The sequence below is a fragment of the Streptomyces sp. NPDC051183 genome (genome assembly GCF_040682455.1).
In the GTDB taxonomy this organism is placed as follows: Bacteria; Actinomycetota; Actinomycetes; order Streptomycetales; family Streptomycetaceae; genus Streptomyces.
In genome coordinates this window covers 63,775-82,294 of record NZ_JBFBBA010000007.1, presented here as the reverse complement: position 1 = coordinate 82,294, position 18,520 = coordinate 63,775, and the positions used below count along the sequence as shown (strand labels likewise).

Below are 18,520 nucleotides of genomic sequence, written 5' to 3'. Positions count from 1 at the left end.
GGGCGGGTAGCAAAACAGGGAAGTTACGCGTCAGTAAAAGATGCGTGTCGCAAGCCGCGCTCCACCGCCGCACCGCCACCGCGCCAGTTCCAGACCGGCGTTACGCAGGCGCCCGGCGCCCGGCGCCCGCCGCCCGGCGTTACGCCGGCACGGCGAACGTGGCCGCGGGGCGGACCGTACCCGGCCCGAAGCGGGCGTTCGCGCGGTCGATGGCCGCCTCCACCGTCAGCCGGGCCTCGCGGACCGGGTCCAGGGAGAGCTGCCGGGCCGCCCGCTCCGCGCCCGTGAGGTCCTCGGCGCGCAGCACCATGCCGGTCAGCCGGGCCCGTTGCAGACCGGCCGCGTCCAACAGCCGGTACGCGAGGGCCCGCAGGTCCTCGTCGTGCGCGGAGGGCTCGGCGAGCCGCCGGGACTTCTCCCAGCGGGTGCCGCCGGCGAACTGGAGGGTCAGCGACAGCGAACGGGCTGCCTGGCGGCGGCCGCGCAGCAGCGCGCCCAGCCGTACGGCCAGGCCGAGCAGTTCGGCGCGCGCGAGCGGGCCGTCCAGTTCGTGCCGGGCGAACCCGGTCCGGACGGCGGCCGACGGCGGCAGCCCCTGCGGGGTGACGGGGCGCGGGTCGATGCCGCGGGCGCGCTCCGCGGCGGGCCGGCCCGCCCGCCGGCCCAGCACCCGTTCGACCACCCCTGGCGGGACGGCGGCCAGCGCGCCGACCGTGTGCAGTCCGTACCCGCGCAGCACCGCCGCCTGCTTGGAGCCGATGCCGTACAGCGCCTCCACCGGCAGCGGAGCCAGGAACCCGGCCACCTCCCCGTCGGGCACGGCCAGCACTCCGCCGGGCTCCGGGACCCGCGCGGAGGCCATCGACGCCACCGCCCAGGTGCCGGCCACCCCGATCCGTACGTCCGTGCCCAGCCGGGCGACCGCGCGCAGCCGTACGACCTCGGCGATCCGGCCCGCGTCCGCGCCGAAGTACCGCTGGGCGCCGCGGACCTGGACCAGGGCCGAGCGGGGCGGCAGGGCCTGGACGAACGGGGAGAACTCCCGCAGCAGCTCCAGGACCTCCCGGTACCCCTCCTCCGGCAGGGCCGCGGCGCACCGGACGTGCAGGATCACACCGCGCGGGGCCCCGGTCATCCCGCGCTCCCCGGGCTGGAGTGCCACAGCTTGCGGCCGGTCGCCGCACCCTCGCCGGGCGGCCGGAGGTCGGCCCAGGGGTTCATCTCGTAGCCGGTGGACAGGTGGATGCGGCGGCCGGGGTCCGCGGCCGGCGCGCCGGGACCGGCCCCGGCCGCGGGCTCCGAGAGGCGCGCGGTGACGGCCTCCAGGCCGTGGTGCCCGCGCAGTTCGACCAGCTCCGACAGGTTCCAGGCCGCCGCCCCGACGACGCTCAGGCTCTGCGGGCCGCGCCGCTGCACGACTCCCCGTACCAGCAGCAGGAAGGAGTGGAAGACGGTGTGCGCGCACGCGTCGTGGCTGTCGTCGAAGAAGGCCAGGTCGACCAGGCCGCTGCCGTCGTCCAGGGTCGTGAAGATGACCCGCCTGCCGGAGCGGATCGGCGGGGTCTGGGTGGCCGCCTTGGCCCCCGCGACCAGGACGGTCCGGCCGTGCTCGACCTCCCGCAGCCGGTGCGCCGGGACCACGCCCAGCTCGGCCAGGAAGGCGTGGTGGTCGCTCATCAGGTGCCGCGAGGCGTCCATGCCGAGGACGCCCAGTTCGGCGCTGAGCCGCTCGGCCCCGTTCAGGTCGGGCAGCCCGATGGCGGCGGTGGACAGTCCGCCGTCCAGCGGGAGTTGGGAGCCGCCGCGGGCGCCGGCCGCCCGCGAGACCCCGTGCAGCTCGGCCAAGTGCAGCAGCAGGTCGCGGCGGTTGGCCCCGAAGGAGTCCAACGCCCCGGCCTGTGCGAGCCGTTCCGCCACCGGCCGGCCCGGATGCGCCCGGTCCCAGAAGTCGCGCAGCGAGGCGTACGGCTGCCCGTCCTCGATCCGGGCCGCCTCCGCCCCGCTGATGCCGTGGACGTCGGACAGGGCGAGCCGGAGCCCCCAGCCCTTACCGGACACCAGTTCGATGCGGTGGGCGACCGCCGACCGGTTCACGTCCAGCGGCAGCACGGGCACCCCCCGGCGCCGCGCGTCCGCCAGCAGCAGCCGCTTCGGGTACATGCCCGGGTCGTGCGTGAGCAGCCCCGCGTAGAACGCCGCCGGGTGGTGGGCCTTGAGCCAGGCCGACTGGTACGTGGGCACCGCGAAGGCCACCGCGTGCGCCTTGCAGAAGCCGTACGAGCCGAAGGCCTCGACGATCTCCCAGGTACGGGTGATCACCTCGGCCGGGTAGCCGCGCCCGGCGGCCGTCGCCGCGAACCAGACCTTGATCCGGCCCTGCGACTCCGGGTCCGAGAGCCCGCGCCGCACCCGGTCCGCCTCGTCCCGGCCGCAGCCGGTCATGACGTGCACGATCTCGATGATCTGCTCGTGGAAGACCACCACCCCGTACGTCTCGCGGAGCGCCTCGGCCAGGTCCGGGTGCGGGAAGCGGACCGGGACCCGCCCGTGCCGGGCCTCGATGAACGGGCGCACCATGTCGGCGGCCACCGGACCCGGCCGGAACAGCGAGATGTCGACGACCAGGTCGTGGAAGGTGGCCGGCTGGAGCCGCCCCACCAGGTCGCGCTGGCCCGGTGACTCGATCTGGAAGCAGCCCAGCGTCTCGGCGGAGCGGATCAGCTCGTACGTCGCCCGGTCGCCCGGCGGCACCTGCGCCGGGTCGTCCAGGTCCAGCTCCTCCCCCGTCGTCCGCCGCAGTTCGGCGACCGCGTGGGCCATCGCGGACTGCATCCGCACGCCCAGCACGTCGAGTTTGAGCAGCCCGAGCTCCTCCACGTCCTCCTTGTCGAACTGGGACATCGGCAGCCCCTCGCCGCTGGTGGGCACCACCGGGGTGCGGGCGAGCAGCGAGGCGTCGGAGAGCAGCACCCCGCACGGGTGCATGGCGATCCCGCGCGGCAGCGCGTCCAGCGCCTCGACGAGCTCCCACAGCCTCCCGTGCGACTCCCCCCGTACGTCGCGCAGTTCCGGCAGTTCGGCGAGCGCCGTGCGGGCGTCGCGGGCCCGGATGTGCGGGAAGGCCTTGGCGAGCCGGTCGACGGTGGCCGGGTCCATGGACAGGGCGGCGCCGACGTCGCGGATGGCGTGTCGGACCCGGTAGGTCTCGGGCATGGAGACGGTGGCGACGCGCTCGGTGCCGAACCGGTCGATGATCCGCCGGTAGACGTCCAGCCGGCGGGCGGACTCCACGTCGATGTCGATGTCGGGCAGGACGCGGCGGCGCTTGGAGAGGAAGCGCTCCATCAGCAGGCCGTGCGCGACGGGGTCGGCGTGCGCGATGCCGAGCAGGTGGTTGACCAGCGAGCCGGCGCCCGACCCGCGGGCGGCCACCCGGATGCCCATCTCCCGTACGTCGTCCACGACTTGGGCGACCGTCAGGAAGTACGAGGCGTACCCGTGGTAGGCGATGATGTCGAGCTCGTGGTGCATCCGCTCCCAGTACTCGGGGGCGCCCGGGCCGTTGGCGTATCCGCGCAGCACCATGCCCGCGGACGCCCGGGAGGTGAGCACCCGCTGGGCGGTGCGGTGGGCGGCGCCGACGAGCCGGGCCTCGGGGAAGTGCACGGAGCCGATGCCGAGGTCGTCCTCGGGGTCCACCGAGCAGGCCTCGGCGGTACGCAGGGTCTCCGCGAGCAGTCGGCGCGCGTCGGCGGGGCGCTGGCCGGCCGCCCGGGCGATCCGGTCGGCGGCCTCGGCCATGGCGTCGGCGGGCTTGAGCCAGCGCTCGCCGCCGTCCAGCGCTTTGCGGGGGTCGACGGGAACCAGCCTGCGGGCCGCGTCGAGGACGTCGGCGACCGGGCCCTGGCCGGGGTCGGCGTACCGGACGGCGTTGGTCAGTACGGCGGGGACGCCGTACTCGGCGGCGAAGCCGACCGTACGGGCGGCCAGCCGCAGCGATCCGGGCCCGGTGCCGGTGCGGCCGTGGTCGACGGCCTCCAGGCGCAGCGCGTCGCCGTAGATCTCCCGCCAGGGCGCGAGCAGCCGGGCGGCGCGGTCGGGCCGTCCGGCGGCGAGCGCCCGGCCCACCTCGGATCCGGGGCCGAGCAGTACGAACACGCCGCTGACTCCGTGGGGGCCGCGGGCGTCGCCCAGGGCGCTCCAGGGGAGGACCGGCGGCCCGGACGCACCGACCGCGATGGATACACCGGATGCACCGGATGCACCGGACGCACCGGACGCACCGACCGCACCGGACGCGGCGTGCGCGGCGGTGACGAGCCGGCACAGCTCGGCCCACCCGGCGGCGCCGTCCCGGGCCAGGAAGACCGCGCGCGCGGCCGACTCGTCGACGAAGGCCCCGCCCTTGACGGGGTTGCGGCGGCGGTACGAGGCCTCACCGGAGCGATCCCGGCCCGCGGACCCGGCCGGACCCGCGGATCCCCCCGGACCCGCGGACCCGGCCGGGCCCGCCGCGGGCGACACGGCCAGGTCGACCCCGAACAGCGGCCGGATCCCGGCCGTCGCGCACGCCTTCGCGAACCGCACCGAGCCGGCGAGGGTGTCGCGGTCGGTCAGGGCGAGGGCGTCCATGCCCCGCTCGGCGGCACGCTCGGCCAGCCGCCCGGGGTGGGAGGCTCCGTAGCGCATGGAGAACCCCGAAACGGTGTGCAGATGCGTAAAACCGGGCACCCGCGGCCTCCTGCTTTCACTCGGTGAACATCACCCCCGCTCTCCACCATAGAGCAATTCGAATATCCGTGCGAAACGTTTGTTCGATGCTCCACATGGGGGCGCTCCCCGCGCGGGACACGTGTCACCCGTTCGGCCCACCCCTGCTGCGCCGCGCCCCCGGTACGCCGAGCGTGTGAGACATGACCCAGCCCACCCGTAGCACCGACGCAGCTCCGTCCCAGGGCTTCCTCGCCGAGATCAAGGACGCCGTGACCATCCGGGCAGCCGTGCTGGTCCTGGGGGTACTGGCCCTCCAGCTCGCCTTCATCACCTCGTACATCGGGGCCTTCCACCAGCCGAAGCCCAGCGAGATCCGGATCGCGGTGACGGCCCCCGTCGCGCCGGTCGCCGAGCAGACGGCCAAGCAGCTCGGCGCCCTGCCCGGCAAGCCGCTCGACCCCCGCACGGTCGCGGACGAGGCGACGGCGCTGCGGCAGGTCAAGAACCGGGACGTGGACGGCGCGCTGATCATCGACCCGGCCGGCAAGGCCGACCGGCTGCTGGTCGCGGGCGGCTCCGGGGCCGCGCTCCCCCAGGCCGTCGAACAGGTCATCGGCCTCGCGGAGAAGGCCCAGGGCCGCACCGTCCAGGTCACCGACGTGGCCCCGGCCGCCGCCGGCGACGGGCGCGGCCTGAGCTCCTTCTACCTGGTCATCGGCTGGTGCGTGGGCGGCTACCTGTGCGCCGCGATCCTCGCCATCAGCGCCGGTGCCCGGCCCGCCAACATCAGCCGCGCCGTCATCAGGCTCGCCGCCCTGCTGCTGTACTCCCTCGCCGCCGGACTGCTCGGCACCCTGATCGCGGGCCCCGTCCTGGACGCCCTGCCCGGCTCCGTCATGGCCCTGTGGGGGCTCGGCACCCTGGTCGTCTTCGCGGTCGGGGCGATCACCCTGGCCCTCCAGGGTCTGGCCGGCGTGGTCGGCATCGGCCTGGCGATCCTGCTGATCGTGGTCTTCGGCAACCCAAGCGCGGGCGGCGCCTACCCGTACCCGCTGCTGCCGCCGTTCTGGAAGGCCATCGGCCCGGCCCTGCCGCCGGGCGCCGGTACGTACGCCGCGCGCTCCATCGCGTACTTCAAGGGCAACGGCGCGGCCGGGCCCATGCTGGTGCTGGCCGCCTGGGCGGTGGTCGGCTCGGCGATCACGCTGGCCTGCGCGGAGGTCCGCAAGGGCCGGCCCGGCGCTGCGGTGGGCAGCGGGCTCCCCGACGACGCGCCCGCGGTCCCCCGCTTCGCCGACACCGGAAGCGCCGGAAGCGGAAGCGCCGACGCCCGGTGAACACCCCCGTCTTCCGCAACCGCCAGGGCCCGGCCGAACAGGCCGTCTCCGTCAAGCGGATGGAGCCCAGCGCCCAGGCCCAGCTGGGCGCGCTCGGCCTCACCGGCTTCATCGTGGTCACCGTCATCGCCACCGGCATCGACGCGGGCGTCTTCCCCGAGAAGCTCGGCCACTCGGTGCTGCCGCTGGTCGGGTTCTTCATCGGCGGGCTCGCCCAGCTGCTGGCCGGGCTCTTCCAGGCCCAGCGCGGCGACACCTGGCACGCCACCGTCTTCGGCGGCTTCGGGCTCTTCTGGATGGCCAAGGCCTGCCTGCTCCAGTGGGTGCTGCCGGCCACCGACCCCGCGCTGCGCGGGGACGTCAGCGGGCTCTTCACCCTGCCCTGGGTGTTCGTGGTGTTCGTGCTGTGGGTCGGCAGCTGGCGGATCCACCTGGTGCTGCTGACGACCTTCACCTGCGTGCTCGCCGTGTTCATCGCCATGACGGTCAACGGCTTCACCGGAGAGGTGATCTGGAACAGGATCGCCGGCTGGTCCGGGCTGCTGGCCTCCCTCGGGGCGCTGTACCTGCTCGCCGGGCAGGTCCTGGCGAGCACCTGGGGCCGTCAGGTGCTGCCCATGGGCCGCTTCCTCGCTCCCGAGGAGCACCCCGAGCAGTGATCACCACGCTCGCCGTAGAGAACTACCGCTCGCTGTGCGTCCGGCGGCGCTGCTCTCGGACCGCGCGGGGCCCGCCGTGCGCACCCGTACCGCCGACGGCGGCTGGCACCGTACGCAGAACGCCCTGCGCCCGTACGACTCCATGCTCAGCGAGCTCGCGGACCCCCAGCTCGCCCCGGACCTGCTCGCCCTGCGCGAGCTCATCCGGTCCTGGCGGTTCTACGACCACGTCCGCACCGACGCCGGGGCGCCCGCCCGGACCCCGCGGATCGGAACCCGTACGCCCGTACTCAGCGCCGACGGCCGCGATCTGCTCAATCAGAAAACACCGACACTCACACTGTGTAGTAACTGCACTTCAACGCGCGAGCGTGGTCCTTCCGGCCAGGGAAAGGCGAATCCCCGGCCGGAAGGAGGCCCGGCCGGGGCTGGTCCGGGTCGGTCGGCGTTCGGGGTGTCCGGGAGCGTTGACCTGGTCCGCGAGTAGCCCCGGCCGGCGAGATGCCGGCCGGGGCTGAACGCTGCTCGTCAGGCTGAAGTGTGCTCGCGGTCGCTGGAGCCGCCGCCGCGGCAGGCGAGGCACGGCTGGCTGTAGACGACCCGGTACGCGCCGTCCACCAGGATCGTCCGCGCGAGGCCGCGGCACGCAGCGCACCCGCCGCCGACCGCGTTTCTCCGGCGGGGAACCGCGCCCCTGCGGCGTAGCTCCTGCAGGTGATTGATCAACGGTCCGTAGTCGGGGCGTTCCTGCGCGCTCATACCCGTCAGCCTAGCGAGCATGTCTGGTTCGGGTGGTCCGCGCGGCAGTTCGCCTCGCAGTTCCCGTCGGCGCACTGGTTGTCGTGCTGGCAGTTCGCCGCCACCGGGATCCCCTCAAGAGGGCCGGTCCACAGCTCCGTGTCGGGCTGGAAGCCGGCTTCGCGGATGCGGTTGAGGGTGTGGTCGAGGGCGCCCGGCGTGTAGCGGCTCGGGTCGGGCAGCTCGGGCATGTGGTGCACGAACTTGGGGAGGCGGGAGCACAGGCGGGCGTACACGGCGGTGTGGAGGATGAGGGCGTGCCATCCCTCGTCGACGACCCGGGAAGGGCGCATGCCGCCGGGGAACCGGGCGGCCGCGGCGACGAACTTGAGGCTCTCTTCGGTGATCCGGTCGGCGTCGGTGCTGGACATGTCGGGGTTGTTGCTGGCGACGGTCGCGGCGACGGCCTCGAACTCGGCGGCGCTGATCAGCGAACGTGCGTCCTTGCTGATGGTGGGCGTGCCGGTGCTCATGGGGTGGTGCCTCCCTTTTGATGGTGGAGGTGATGCGTGGCCCGCCCCGGCCACTCGAAGGGGGGAAGTGTCGGGCGGCGGGGCGGGAGATCGTAGAAGGCCCGCCCCAGACCCGTATGAGGGGGGTCGATGGGGCCCGGGGCGGGCGGCCCAGTCGTCCGCCCTTCGGCGTAGCGCAGGCGACTGGGAGTCTCAGGTGACCCTGGTGTGGCGGCCCTGGGTGATGTTCTAGCGCTGCCAGCAGTGCACCGGGTCGTGGCGCACCGCCCAGGCGTAGCCACACAGTCGGCAGTCGGCCATCGGGCTGCCGAACTTGAAGGCGATGGGGGCCAGCATGCGGCAGCCAGAGCACGCCATGGACTCCTGGGTGCAGACCCCGCCGGGGTGCCAGTCGGACTCCGTGACGATGCGGGTGAGTCGCGTCAGGTCGTACGCCTGATGGCGCATCTGGTCGAGGTTGGCGGGCATCAGGTGATCCCGTCGGGGCCGCCGCGGGGGCAGCCTTCCTCGTGGACGGTGGCGCCGGCCTCGGGGCCGCTCCCGGAGACGGGGCGGGCGCCGCAGGCCGGGCACTGTGACGGCGGGCCGGATGGCTGCTTCGGCGGGTGCGTCACAGCGTGCTCGTCGGCTGGTGTTCGCGGATGCCGAGGGCCATGGACTGCACGACGCGGGCGAGGCCCCGTGCGTAGTTCCATGCCGGGTGGTCGCCCGGGCCGAGGGCGCCCTTTGCGGTGTAGTACTTCCAGTCCGCGACAGCACCCTCGGCCCGCGGGAACCGCTCATCCTCCGGGATCGCGGTGATCTTCGTGGCGAGGGGCAGTCCGAGCCGGATCAGCTCGCACGTCACGATGTCGATGTCCTCGCGCGGCGGTCGGCTGCCGTACGGGCCGAGCACCTCGGCGGACAGCTCTTCGGCTTCTCTCAGGTGCTCTTGGAACGCGTCGGTCATGCCGGTGCTCCCTACCCTCGTCAGCGGGTGATGGCGATCCCAATAGGTGCTGGGGACTGGGCGCCGCGCGGCAGGTGCCTGAGTGGAAGCGATCAGACCTCAGTCGCGGCGGCTGATGACCAGTGAACGCGCAACAGCGCCCCGTAACTGGCACAGGTTGTGACAGCTGTAGGACGCTGTGTGACGGCTGTGGCGTATGTGGCTGGTGAGGCTAGAGGTCGGCCCCGCACCATGACGCGTACCCGATCAACGTTTCCGGGGTACGCCGTGCCGCGCGCACGAGGCCACTGACGGTCTCCCGCACGCTGGGGTGGTACTTGGCCTGCTGCGGAGCGACGGCGCGCGCCTTGAAGAGCGAGGAGAGAGCCGCGTCCGTCTTCCCGGTGGACAGCTGTGCGCGGGCAGTGTCAATCCAGAAGTGCCCGAGCCGGTCGGGGAAGTAGTCGGCCGGCGGTCGTACCTCCTTGGCGAGTTGTAGAGCCCGGCCGTGGTTGCCGAGCTCCATCTCCACGGCGGATGCGTGGATGGCCACGTTGGTCGGGCCGAAGCTCTGGATGTGGGGGCCGTCGTCACCGGCCCCAGTGACCTCGCGCCCGAGCTGTTCGGCAAGCCGGCGCGCTTCGGACAGCTCCCCCTGGGCGGTGTCGGCGTCACCCCGGCGACAGGCCAGCATGGCGGCTCGGAGACGCAGGTTCCCGGCAGAGCACAAGGCAGGCACCTCGGCCGCCCGAACTCCGTCCTCGACGACCGTCAAGGCTCTACTGATGATTGCCTGCCCGACCTCCAGACGGCCCGTCGAGAAGGTGGCGTAGGCGCGCATGTAGTGGTGCAGGGCCATGAGGTAGGGGTCGTTGCCCCGTCCGACCGAGTAGTCCATCCGGGACAGCAGCAGCGACACCAGGTCTGAGAGGCCGAGGTTGTACGCGACGTCGTAAGCGGACCGGTACACGTGGACGAGCATCCGGTGAGCCTGCTCTTCGGCTTCACCGGTCGCGGTCTGCGACACCTGTACCAGTTCGTCGATCAGCGGGGGCGCCATGGAAACGATCTTGGCGTAGTTGGACGCGCGCCGGGCGGCGAGCACCAGGTGAACGTCCGACCCAATCTCGGACAGGCTGCGGACGGCGACCTCGTCCAGTGGGAGATCCCAGTTGTCCAGGGAGGCCCGCAGATCGGCCAGGGGGCCGTCCAGGCGGTCGTGGGCGTGGTCGGTTGCGTAGGGCTGCCCGGTGAAGGTGGTGACGGGGACGCCCAGGGCGCGGGCGACAGAGGCGATCAGGGGACCCGAGGCGGGGCGCCTTCCCTGTTCCACCTTCACGAGGAGGCTGTACGAGATGTTCGCCCTGGTGGCGAGCTGCGTCTGAGTGAGCCGACAGAGTCTCCGGTACGCGGCAATGCGAGTACCCGTGCCAGCGGCAGTGTTCTGGGGCATCCTGTCTGTGCTCCGTCCTGCGTAGTAGGCCTACCGGGACGGTACCCGCCGCCGGGTGGCGGGTGAACGGAAAGAGCCCTGGCCGGTTTCCGGTTGGGGCTCTCGTTCGTGATGGGCGGTTCTACCGAACGCACGAAAGCGCCCCCTCCCGCCCGTAGGCGAGAGGGGGCGCTGTGGTGTTCAGGAGACGCCGTACCACTGGGATGCCCAGCCGGTGTTGATGATGCTCGTGGACTGCTGCGTCAGCCGAGCGCGACGGCCGCTTCGAGCTGGAGCTGCACCAGCACGGCCTGCTCCGCCCCCTCGGCGCGGCCGAACTCTCCGACGGCACCCTGCGGTACCTGCTGTGGACCGCGGCGCTGCTGACCCCGCGGCCGCCCGCCCTGATGGTCCTCAACGAGCCGGAGACCAGCCTCCACCCGGACCTGCTGGCCCCGCTCGCGGACCTGATCCTGACGGTCGCCCGGGAGACGCAGACGGTGGTGGTCACCCACGCGGCCCCCTTGGCCGAAGCCCTGTCCGCGGGCACCCGCCGCCACCGGGTGGACCTGCGGACGATCACCCTGCTCAAGGAGTTCGGCCGCACGGAGGTGGCGGGCCGCGAGGGCCCCCTGGACGAACCCCTCTGGTACTGGCCCCGGCGCTGAGCCGCGGCGCACGAAGGAGCCCGCCCCGGGGTGGTGTCCCGGGGCGGGCCTTCGCGGTCTTCGATGGGGTTCGTTCAGGCGGACGTCACTTCTTCGCGGCGGGCTTCGCAGCCGGCTTCGCAGCGGGCTTCGCGGCCGGCGCGCCCTCGGTGTTGCCGTAGTACGCCTGGAGCATCAGCTGCTTCATGTCGTCGATCATCGGCATCCGCGGGTTGGCGGGCGCGCACTGGTCGGCGTAGGCGTTCATGGCCTGGGTCGGCAGGGCCTCGATGAAGGCCTGCTCGTCCACGCCCTCCTCGGCGAAGGAGGCGGGGATCCCGCACCTGGTCCGGAGCTCCTCGACGGCCTTGGCGTAGGACTCGACGCCCTCGGCGGGGGTGGCGGCGGGCAGGCCCAGCATCTTCGCGATCTCCTGGAAGCGCTCCGGCGCCCGGTAGACCTCGGCCTTCGGCCACGGGGTGGCCTTGTGCGAGACCGTGCCGTTGTGGCGGATCACGTGCGGCAGGAGCAGCGCGTTGGTGCGGCCGTGGGCGACGTGGAAGGTGTTGCCCAGGGTGTGCGCCATGGCGTGGACCAGGCCGAGGAAGGCGTTGGCGAAGGCCATGCCCGCCACCGTCGAGGCGTTGTGCATCTTCTCGCGGGCCTCGGGGTCGTTCGGGCCGTCGACCACGCACCGCTGGAGGTTCTCGAAGATCAGCTTGATCGCCTGGAGGCAGAGGCCGTCCGTGTAGTCGTTGGAGTACGCGGACACGTACGCCTCGGTGGCGTGCGTCAGGGCGTCGAAGCCGGAGTCCGCGGTCACCGTGGCCGGCAGGCCCATCGGCAGGACCGGGTCGACGATGGCGACGTTCGGGGTCAGCGCGTAGTCGGCGAGCGGGTACTTCTGGGCCGCGGCCGGGTCCGAGATGACGGCGAAGGGGGTGACCTCGGAGCCGGTGCCCGAGGTGGTCGGGATGGCGACCATCCTGGCCTTCTCGCCGAGCGAGGGGAACTTGTAGGCGCGCTTGCGGATGTCGAAGAACTTCTCCTTGGTGTCGCCGAACTCCACCTCCGGGCGCTCGTACATCAGCCACATGATCTTCGCGGCGTCCATCGGGGAGCCCCCGCCGAGGCCGATGATCGTGTCGGGCTGGAACTCGCGCATCAGCGCGGCGCCGGCCCGGACGGTCGAGAGCTCCGGGTTGGGTTCGACGTTGTCGATGACCTGGATGGCGACGGCGCCTTCGCGGGCCTGGAGGATGTCGGTGACCTTCTGCACGAAGCCGAGGGCGACCATCGTCTTGTCGGTGACGATCGAGACGCGGCCGATGCCGTCCATCTCACCGAGGTAGCGGATGGAGTTGCGCTCGAAGTAGATCTTCGGCGGGACCTTGAACCACTGCATGTTGTTGTTGCGCCGTCCGATCCGCTTGATGTTGATCAGGTTGACCGCGGTGACGTTGTTCGACACCGAGTTGTGGCCGTACGAGCCGCAGCCGAGGGTGAGCGAGGGGAGGAAGGCGTTGTAGACGTCGCCGATGCCGCCGAAGGTGGAGGGCGAGTTGGCGATGACGCGGATCGCCTTGACCTTCCGGCCGAACTCCTCGACGAGCTCCTCGTCCTCGGCGTGGATGGCGGCGCTGTGGCCCAGACCGTTGAACTCGACCATCGCGGCGGCCAGTTCGAGGCCGTGCTCGGTGTCGGAGGCCTTCAGCGCGGCCAGTACCGGGGAGAGCTTCTCGCGGGTCAGCGGCTCGCCCTCGCCGACCTCGGCGCACTCGGCGAGGAGGATCGAGGTCCCGGCGGGGACGGTGAAGCCGGCCTGTTCGGCTATCCACTGCGGGGACTTGCCGACGACCGCCGGGTTCAGCTTGGCACCGGCGCAGTCGGCCGCGTAGGCGGTCGTACCGAAGACGAACTGCTCCAGCTTGGTCTTCTCGGCGGCGCTGACCACGTGGGCGCCGAGCCGCTCGAACTCGGCGATGCCCTGCTCGTACACCTCCTGGTCGAGGATGACCGCCTGCTCGGAGGCGCAGATCATGCCGTTGTCGAAGGCCTTGGAGAGCACGATGTCGTGGATCGCGCGGGCCAGCTTGGCGCTCTTGTGGACGTACGCCGGGACGTTGCCCGCGCCGACGCCGAGGGCCGGCTTGCCGCAGGAGTAGGCGGCCTTGACCATGGCGTTGCCGCCGGTGGCGAGGATGGTGGAGACGCCCGGGTGGTTCATGAGGGCGCCGGTGGCCTCCATGGAGGGGGCGGTCACCCACTGCACGCAGTCCTCGGGGGCGCCGGCGGCGACGGCGGCGTCGCGGACGGTGCGGGCGGCCTCGGCCGAGCAGTTCTGCGCGGAGGGGTGGAAGGCGAAGATGATCGGGTTGCGGGTCTTCAGGGCGATCAGGGCCTTGAAGATGGTGGTCGAGGTCGGGTTGGTGACCGGGGTCATCGCGCAGACGACACCGACGGGTTCGGCGATCTCGGTGATGCCGTTCAGCTCGTCGCGGCGGATGACGCCCGCGGTCTTCAGTCCCCGCATCGAGTTCACGACGTGCTCGCAGGCGAAGAGGTTCTTGACGGCCTTGTCCTCGAAGAGGCCGCGGCCGGTCTCCTCGACGGCGAGCCCGGCCAGCTCGCCGTGCCGGGCCAGTGCCGCCAGCGAGGCCTTCTTGACGATGTGGTCGACCTGCTCCTGATTGAACGACGCGAAGTGGTCGAGCGCCTTCAGCGCTCCCTGGACCAGTCCGTCCACCATCTCGTTGGCCTGCATGGCAGGAACTCCTTCATATCGAACTCGACCGAACCGTTTTCCTGATGACTCAATTCGACACCCAAAAGCGGAAGCCACGGTGCCGAAAAAGCCCTTTCCCAGCAGGACGAAGGGCCGTTCACGCCCGTTCACGCCCCCTGAGCGCCGCCTCTGACCTGCGTAAACATTGAAGGACCAAGGACCCCTGTGTGCTTGTGAAAACTTTCACAAGAATTTGGCGGGGAGTGCGCCCTACCGCACTCCTCCCCCAGCGAGCACAATCAGCCTGACGAGTCGCGTCGACCGAGAGGGAGGGAGCGCGTGCGCAGTCAGGTACGCGTCGCGGAAGGGCGGAATCTGACGGTGGAGCGCTGGGGCGACCCGGAAGGAAGACCGGTATTCCTGCTCCACGGCATGCCCGGCAGCAGACTGGGCCCGGCCCCCCGGGGCATGGTGCTCTACCAGCGGAAGATGCAGCTCATCGCCTACGACCGGCCCGGATACGGCGGCTCCGACCGCCACCCGGGCCGCAGCGTGACCGACGTGGCCCACGAGGTGGCGGCCATCGCCGACTCCCTCGGGCTCGACACCTTCGCCGTGGCCGGCCGCTCCGGCGGCGCCCCCGGCGCCCTGGCCTGTGCGGCCCTGCTCCCGGAGCGGGTCACCCGTACGGCGGCCCTGGTCCCCCTCGCCCCCCGGGACGCCGAGGACCTGGACTGGTTCGCCGGAATGGCCGCCTCGAACGTACGGGAGTACACCACCGCCTCCGACGACCCCGAGGAGCTGGAGGCCCGGCTCATCCCGCGCGCCGCCGGCATCGCCCGGGACCCCCGCCGCCTGCTGGACGAGCTCCGCCGCGAGCTGACCGACAGCGACCGCATGATCGTCGCGGACTCGGGGCTGCGGGAGATGCTGTTGCGCAACTACCGCGAGGGGGTCCGCACCTCCGCCTACGGCTGGATCGACGACATCCTCGCCTTCAGCCGCCCCTGGGGCTTCGACCCGGCCGACATCCGCTGCCCGGTGCTCATCTGGCACGGCGAGCTGGACGTCTTCTCCCCCGTGGGCCACTCCCGCTGGCTGGCCCGCCGCATCCCCGGGGCGACCACGACCATCGACCCGGCCGCCGCGCACTTCGCGGCGCTGCGCGCCCTGCCCGACGTACTGACGTGGCTGCTCAAGGAGCTGCCCGCGGAGCTGCCCGCGCCGCCCCTGGGAGAACAGCAGCCGGCCTAGGAGAGGTTCGGGAGCCGCCCGGAAAAGGAAAAGGATCTTGCCGTCCGGCAAACGGCGGAATGCGGCACGTCAGAAATACGTCACGCTTTCTATAGAACGCTTGACCATGCGTCATGTCTCGGTTGCCAATAGGGTGTGGCCGAGTAAAGTCCACGCTTGACACCAGCAGGCCGCTGTTGTCAATCCCCATGCCCATTCCACATGGCTTCCCCGAGGACGGTGTCGTGAACACTTCCGCAACCCCCCCGACCAGCACGGTCAAGGCCCGCCGCGTCCCGCTCGCCCAGATCGACGTCCGCAGTGCGTCCGCGGCCTCGACCCTCGGCCGCGTGCTGCCGGTGGAATCCGCTCGTCGCACTCAGGCACCGATCTTCAACTCTGCGCTCTGACACGGAAGTACGCGCTCTAGACTGGTGGAATGACCGGCCTGATCGCTTTTCGCGAGATCGTCCTGAAGGTTCACAGCAGATGCGATCTCGCTTGTGATCATTGCTACGTCTACGAACACGCGGATCAGAGCTGGCGAGCCCGGCCGAAGGTGATCTCCCCCGAGGTGATTTCCAAGACCGCGTCGCGGCTCGCCGAACATGCCCGTGACCATGAACTCCCCTCCGTCACGGTGATTCTCCACGGAGGGGAACCCCTGTTGGCGGGCACCGCCCGGCTCCGGCTCGTGTGCGAGGCGTTCACCCGGGAACTCGCCGGAACCGCCGCCCTCGACCTGCGGATCCACACCAACGGGCTCCAGCTCAGCCCCCGCTACCTCGACCTCTTCGACGAGTTCGACGTCCGGGTGGGTATCTCCCTCGACGGCGACCGGGCCGCCAACGACCGGCACCGCCGCTTCGCCGACGGGCGCACCAGCCACCCCCTGGTCCTGGCCGCCGTGGCACTGCTGCGCTCCGCGCCCTACCGCCACCTCTACCAGGGTCTGCTCTGCACCGTGGACGTGGCCAACGATCCCGTCGCCGTCCTGGACGCCCTCGTCGAACTAGAGCCCCCGCGCGTGGACTTCCTGCTCCCGCACGCCACCTGGGAGGCTCCCCCGGCCCGCCCCGACGGCGCCCCCGACGCCTACGCGCGCTGGCTGCTGCGGGTCTTCGACCACTGGGAGCGCCGCGAGCGCCCGGTCCCCGTACGGCTCTTCGAGTCCCTGCTCTCCACCCTGAGCGGCGGGCCCAGCCTCACCGAGTCCCTCGGCCTCGCGCCCACCGACCTCGTGGTCGTCGAGACCGACGGGCAGCTGGAACAGGTGGACTCCCTCAAGAGCGCCTTCGAGGGGGCCGCGGCCACCGGATTCAACGTCTTCGACCACGCATTTGACCAGGTCGCGGCCCATCCCGGGATGCGCGCCCGGCAGCTGGGCCTGGCGGGCGTCAGCGACGCGTGCCGCCGCTGCCCCGTCGTACGTTCGTGCGGCGGCGGGCTCTACACGCACCGCTACAAGGCCGACGGCGACACCGGCGGAGGCTTCGACCACCCGTCCGTCTACTGCACCGACCTGCGCGAGCTCGTCGACGGCGTGGAGGGGCGTACGGCGGCCCGCGCGACCGCCCCGGAACTGACCGACCCCGCCGAACTCGCCCGCTCCCAGGAGGAGCTGACCCGCGTCCTGCTCGCCCGGCTGAACGCCGACCGGACGGGTGATCCCGACTGGGCGCGGGCCTGGGAGCTGCTGGCGGCCGTGGAGGCGGCCGGGGACGCGGGCGCGGACGCGCTGGACGCCGTACTGGGCCACCCCTTCACCCGGACCTGGGTGCTGGCGGCCCTGGACGCGACGGGCGGGGGGCCGCGCGACGGCGCGGAGCCGGCCCGCAGGCTCACGGCGCTGACGGCGGCGGCCGTGCTGCGCGGCGGGCTGGACCTGCCGGCCGAGGTGGCCTACCGGGACGGCGAGGTCTACCTGCCGACGCTCGGGCTGCTGCGCCTCGGCGAGCCGGGCACGGAGGGGCGGGCCGCGCTGCGCGCCACCGACGAGGGGTACGCCGTCCGGGACGGCCGCGCCGAGCACCGCTTCGGCCCGGCGGCGGGGGACGCGCGCTGGCAGCCCGTACGGACCTGGTCGCCCGGGCCGGACGCGGCCCCGGTGGCGCTGGAGGACCTCGACCCGTACCGCAACTGCTTCGCCCGCCCGCCCCGGCTGCGCCTCGGCGCCGGGGAGGCCGCGGAGTGGCGGCTGCGGCTGTCCGGGGCGTGGGAACTGCTGCACTCCACGGTGCCCGGCTTCGCCCGGGCGGCGGGAGCCGGGCTGACCACGCTGACCCCGCTCGCCGGCGGGCCGCGGGCCGGCGGCTGGGGGGAGGCCGGGCGGCACGGACCGGGCGCGCTCGGGGTGCCTTACACGGCCGGGGTGCGGGAGACCGCGCTCGCGCTGCTGACCGGGCGCCGGCGGGCGCGGCTGCGGGCGCTGACCGAGGTGGCCGACCTGTACGCGCTGGACGGGGAGTGGCAGCACCCCTCGCCGTGGCGGGAGCGCCCGGTGCCGGTGTCCCGGCTGCTGGCCGACGTACACGAGCGGGTGGCGGTGGAGGCGTACCGGCGGGCGACGGCGAACCCCGAGCCGGGCGGCGCGGACCGCATCCACCGGGCCCTGGACCGGCTTTCGGAGGCGGCCGAGCTGACGAGCACCGGCAAGCGGCTGGTGGCGGAGCTGCGCTGGGAGCTGAAGGCGGTCGACGCGTGAGCGGCCCGGGCGGCGAGGGCCCACCACCCCGGCCCGCCCGGCCCACGGCCCTCTCCCTCGCCGTCCAGTTGCGGCTGCTCGGCGTCCGCCCGGGCATGCGCGTGATGGCCCACGCCTCCGTCGGCGGCACGGGACTGCGTGCCGGGCCGCTGCGGGACGCGCTGACCGGCGTCCTCGGGCCGCGCGGGACCCTGGTGGTCCCCACGTTCACCCCGGAGAACTCGCGCACGTCCACCGCCCATCTGAAGCAGATCGCGGGCCTCACCGAGGCGCAGGTGGAGGAGTTCCTCGACCGGATGCCCGCCTTCGACCCCGAACTCACCCCGAGCCAGGGCATGGGGGCTCTGGCCGAGGCCGTGCGCACCGCTCCGGGGGCCGCGCGCAGCGCGCACCCGCAGACGTCCTTCGCCGCGCTCGGCAGGGACGCCGAGGCGTTGTGCGCAGGTCACCGCATCGAGAGCCATCTGGGTGAGGAGACACCCCTGGGAAAGATGTGCTGGGGGGGCGGCCAGGTACTCATGATCAATGTGGGTTTTTCGGTCTGCACCGCTTTCCATCTCGCGGAGTATCGAATTCCGAAGCCCCCCTTGCGCATGTACGAGTGTGTGGTGAAGGTGAACCTTCCGGGAGGGCAGCCCGGACAGCCGCAGGCGGAAAGGTGGACCGCGTACGAGGACGTCGCGCTGGATGACAGCGATTTCGCCGAGATCGGCATGTCGTTCCCGGAATCCCGGGTGCGCAGGGGGCGGGTGGGAGGGGTATCGGCCGTGCTCTTCTCGATCCCGGATGCCGTCGATCACGCGCTTGAGTGGATGACCGAAAACAGACGCTGATTGACTGAACGATGAGGGGATGTGGCGAAGCAGCTCCG

Annotated in this window: 16 protein-coding genes; 8 read left to right on the top strand and 8 right to left on the bottom strand. The window is 72.4% G+C overall.

The genetic code is table 11. From position 1 onward, the window contains the following. Window positions 1-139 precede the first annotated feature (139 nt). Together AB0M99_RS08175 and AB0M99_RS08170 are read right to left on the bottom strand one after the other, a co-directional pair. Window positions 140-1,135 (bottom strand): hypothetical protein, encoded by a 996-nt coding sequence (locus AB0M99_RS08175; RefSeq protein ID WP_365917853.1) that lies wholly within the window; start codon window positions 1,133-1,135, stop codon window positions 140-142. Next, complete coding sequence (locus AB0M99_RS08170; RefSeq protein WP_365917852.1) at window positions 1,132-4,731, bottom strand: DNA polymerase III subunit alpha; 3,600 nt, start codon at window positions 4,729-4,731, stop codon at window positions 1,132-1,134. The genes AB0M99_RS08175 and AB0M99_RS08170 overlap by 4 nt, the downstream gene beginning before the upstream one ends. 182 nt (window positions 4,732-4,913) lie before the next feature. On the opposite strand from AB0M99_RS08170, the gene AB0M99_RS08165 reads away from it, so the two are divergent. The 3 genes from AB0M99_RS08165 (at window position 4,914) to AB0M99_RS08155 (ending at window position 7,196) form a co-directional block, all read left to right on the top strand. Continuing rightward, window positions 4,914-6,050 carry a DUF3533 domain-containing protein gene (locus AB0M99_RS08165; RefSeq protein WP_365917851.1) on the top strand — a complete coding sequence of 379 codons (1,137 nt, stop codon included), beginning with the start codon at window positions 4,914-4,916 and terminating at the stop codon, window positions 6,048-6,050. After that, entirely contained in the window at window positions 6,047-6,709 is a 663-nt protein-coding gene (locus AB0M99_RS08160; RefSeq protein ID WP_365917850.1) for an acetate uptake transporter, read from the top strand. Before AB0M99_RS08165 ends, AB0M99_RS08160 begins: the two co-directional genes overlap by 4 nt. 76 nt (window positions 6,710-6,785) lie before the next feature. Continuing rightward, window positions 6,786-7,196, top strand: coding sequence for a hypothetical protein (locus AB0M99_RS08155; RefSeq protein ID WP_365917849.1), 411 nt, complete (start codon window positions 6,786-6,788; stop codon window positions 7,194-7,196). Window positions 7,197-7,237: 41 nt separating this feature from the next. Here the strand turns inward: AB0M99_RS08155 and AB0M99_RS08150 are convergent, their stop codons facing one another. From AB0M99_RS08150 to AB0M99_RS08130, 5 genes are all read right to left on the bottom strand, one after another. Beyond that, window positions 7,238-7,468, bottom strand: a complete 231-nt coding sequence (locus AB0M99_RS08150; RefSeq protein WP_365917848.1) for a hypothetical protein — start codon at window positions 7,466-7,468, stop codon at window positions 7,238-7,240. A gap of 5 nt (window positions 7,469-7,473) precedes the next feature. Further along, entirely contained in the window at window positions 7,474-7,980 is a 507-nt protein-coding gene (locus tag AB0M99_RS08145) for a hypothetical protein (RefSeq protein WP_365917847.1), read from the bottom strand. 228 nt (window positions 7,981-8,208) lie between these two features. Continuing rightward, window positions 8,209-8,448: a hypothetical protein gene (locus AB0M99_RS08140; RefSeq protein ID WP_365917846.1), complete on the bottom strand. Its 240-nt coding sequence runs from the start codon at window positions 8,446-8,448 to the stop codon at window positions 8,209-8,211. A 142-nt stretch (window positions 8,449-8,590) separates the two neighbouring features. After that, on the bottom strand, window positions 8,591-8,929 hold the full coding sequence (locus AB0M99_RS08135) for a hypothetical protein (protein ID WP_365917845.1): 339 nt from the start codon (window positions 8,927-8,929) through the stop codon (window positions 8,591-8,593). 211 nt (window positions 8,930-9,140) lie between these two features. Then, a complete protein-coding gene (locus AB0M99_RS08130) occupies window positions 9,141-10,361 on the bottom strand; it encodes a helix-turn-helix transcriptional regulator (RefSeq protein ID WP_365917844.1) in 1,221 nt (406 codons plus the stop codon). 269 nt (window positions 10,362-10,630) lie between these two features. Between AB0M99_RS08130 and AB0M99_RS08125 the strand changes: the two genes are divergently transcribed. Next, complete coding sequence (locus tag AB0M99_RS08125) at window positions 10,631-11,008, top strand: AAA family ATPase (protein ID WP_365918100.1); 378 nt, start codon at window positions 10,631-10,633, stop codon at window positions 11,006-11,008. Window positions 11,009-11,093: 85 nt separating this feature from the next. Here the strand turns inward: AB0M99_RS08125 and adhE are convergent, their stop codons facing one another. Then, window positions 11,094-13,751 carry a bifunctional acetaldehyde-CoA/alcohol dehydrogenase gene (gene adhE / locus AB0M99_RS08120; RefSeq protein WP_365917843.1) on the bottom strand — a complete coding sequence of 886 codons (2,658 nt, stop codon included), beginning with the start codon at window positions 13,749-13,751 and terminating at the stop codon, window positions 11,094-11,096. A 300-nt stretch (window positions 13,752-14,051) separates the two neighbouring features. On the opposite strand from adhE, the gene AB0M99_RS08115 reads away from it, so the two are divergent. From AB0M99_RS08115 to AB0M99_RS08100, 4 genes are all read left to right on the top strand, one after another. Next, on the top strand, window positions 14,052-14,966 hold the full coding sequence (locus AB0M99_RS08115; RefSeq protein ID WP_365917842.1) for an alpha/beta hydrolase: 915 nt from the start codon (window positions 14,052-14,054) through the stop codon (window positions 14,964-14,966). 224 nt (window positions 14,967-15,190) lie between these two features. Next, window positions 15,191-15,355 carry an FxSxx-COOH cyclophane-containing RiPP peptide gene (gene fxsA / locus AB0M99_RS08110; protein ID WP_365917841.1) on the top strand — a complete coding sequence of 55 codons (165 nt, stop codon included), beginning with the start codon at window positions 15,191-15,193 and terminating at the stop codon, window positions 15,353-15,355. 29 nt (window positions 15,356-15,384) lie between these two features. After that, entirely contained in the window at window positions 15,385-17,649 is a 2,265-nt protein-coding gene (gene fxsB, locus AB0M99_RS08105) for a radical SAM/SPASM protein FxsB, inactivated metallohydrolase extension form (protein WP_365917840.1), read from the top strand. 104 nt (window positions 17,650-17,753) lie between these two features. Continuing rightward, window positions 17,754-18,482 carry an AAC(3) family N-acetyltransferase gene (locus AB0M99_RS08100; RefSeq protein ID WP_365917839.1) on the top strand — a complete coding sequence of 243 codons (729 nt, stop codon included), beginning with the start codon at window positions 17,754-17,756 and terminating at the stop codon, window positions 18,480-18,482. Window positions 18,483-18,520: the final 38 nt, after the last annotated feature.

Bases quoted from the DNA above. Each gene is read 5' to 3' on its own strand.
- AB0M99_RS08100 (WP_365917839.1), top strand. From the start codon at position 17,754: ATGGCCCACGCCTCCGTCGGCGGCACGGGACTGCGTGCCGGGCCGCTG.
- fxsB (WP_365917840.1), top strand. From the start codon at position 15,385: ATGACCGGCCTGATCGCTTTTCGCGAGATCGTCCTGAAGGTTCACAGC.
- AB0M99_RS08145 (WP_365917847.1), bottom strand. From the start codon at position 7,980: ATGAGCACCGGCACGCCCACCATCAGCAAGGACGCACGTTCGCTGATC.
- AB0M99_RS08150 (WP_365917848.1), bottom strand. From the start codon at position 7,468: ATGAGCGCGCAGGAACGCCCCGACTACGGACCGTTGATCAATCACCTG.
- AB0M99_RS08175 (WP_365917853.1), bottom strand. From the start codon at position 1,135: ATGACCGGGGCCCCGCGCGGTGTGATCCTGCACGTCCGGTGCGCCGCG.
- AB0M99_RS08130 (WP_365917844.1), bottom strand. From the start codon at position 10,361: ATGCCCCAGAACACTGCCGCTGGCACGGGTACTCGCATTGCCGCGTAC.
- AB0M99_RS08165 (WP_365917851.1), top strand. From the start codon at position 4,914: ATGACCCAGCCCACCCGTAGCACCGACGCAGCTCCGTCCCAGGGCTTC.
- AB0M99_RS08135 (WP_365917845.1), bottom strand. From the start codon at position 8,929: ATGACCGACGCGTTCCAAGAGCACCTGAGAGAAGCCGAAGAGCTGTCC.
- AB0M99_RS08140 (WP_365917846.1), bottom strand. From the start codon at position 8,448: ATGCCCGCCAACCTCGACCAGATGCGCCATCAGGCGTACGACCTGACG.
- adhE (WP_365917843.1), bottom strand. From the start codon at position 13,751: ATGCAGGCCAACGAGATGGTGGACGGACTGGTCCAGGGAGCGCTGAAG.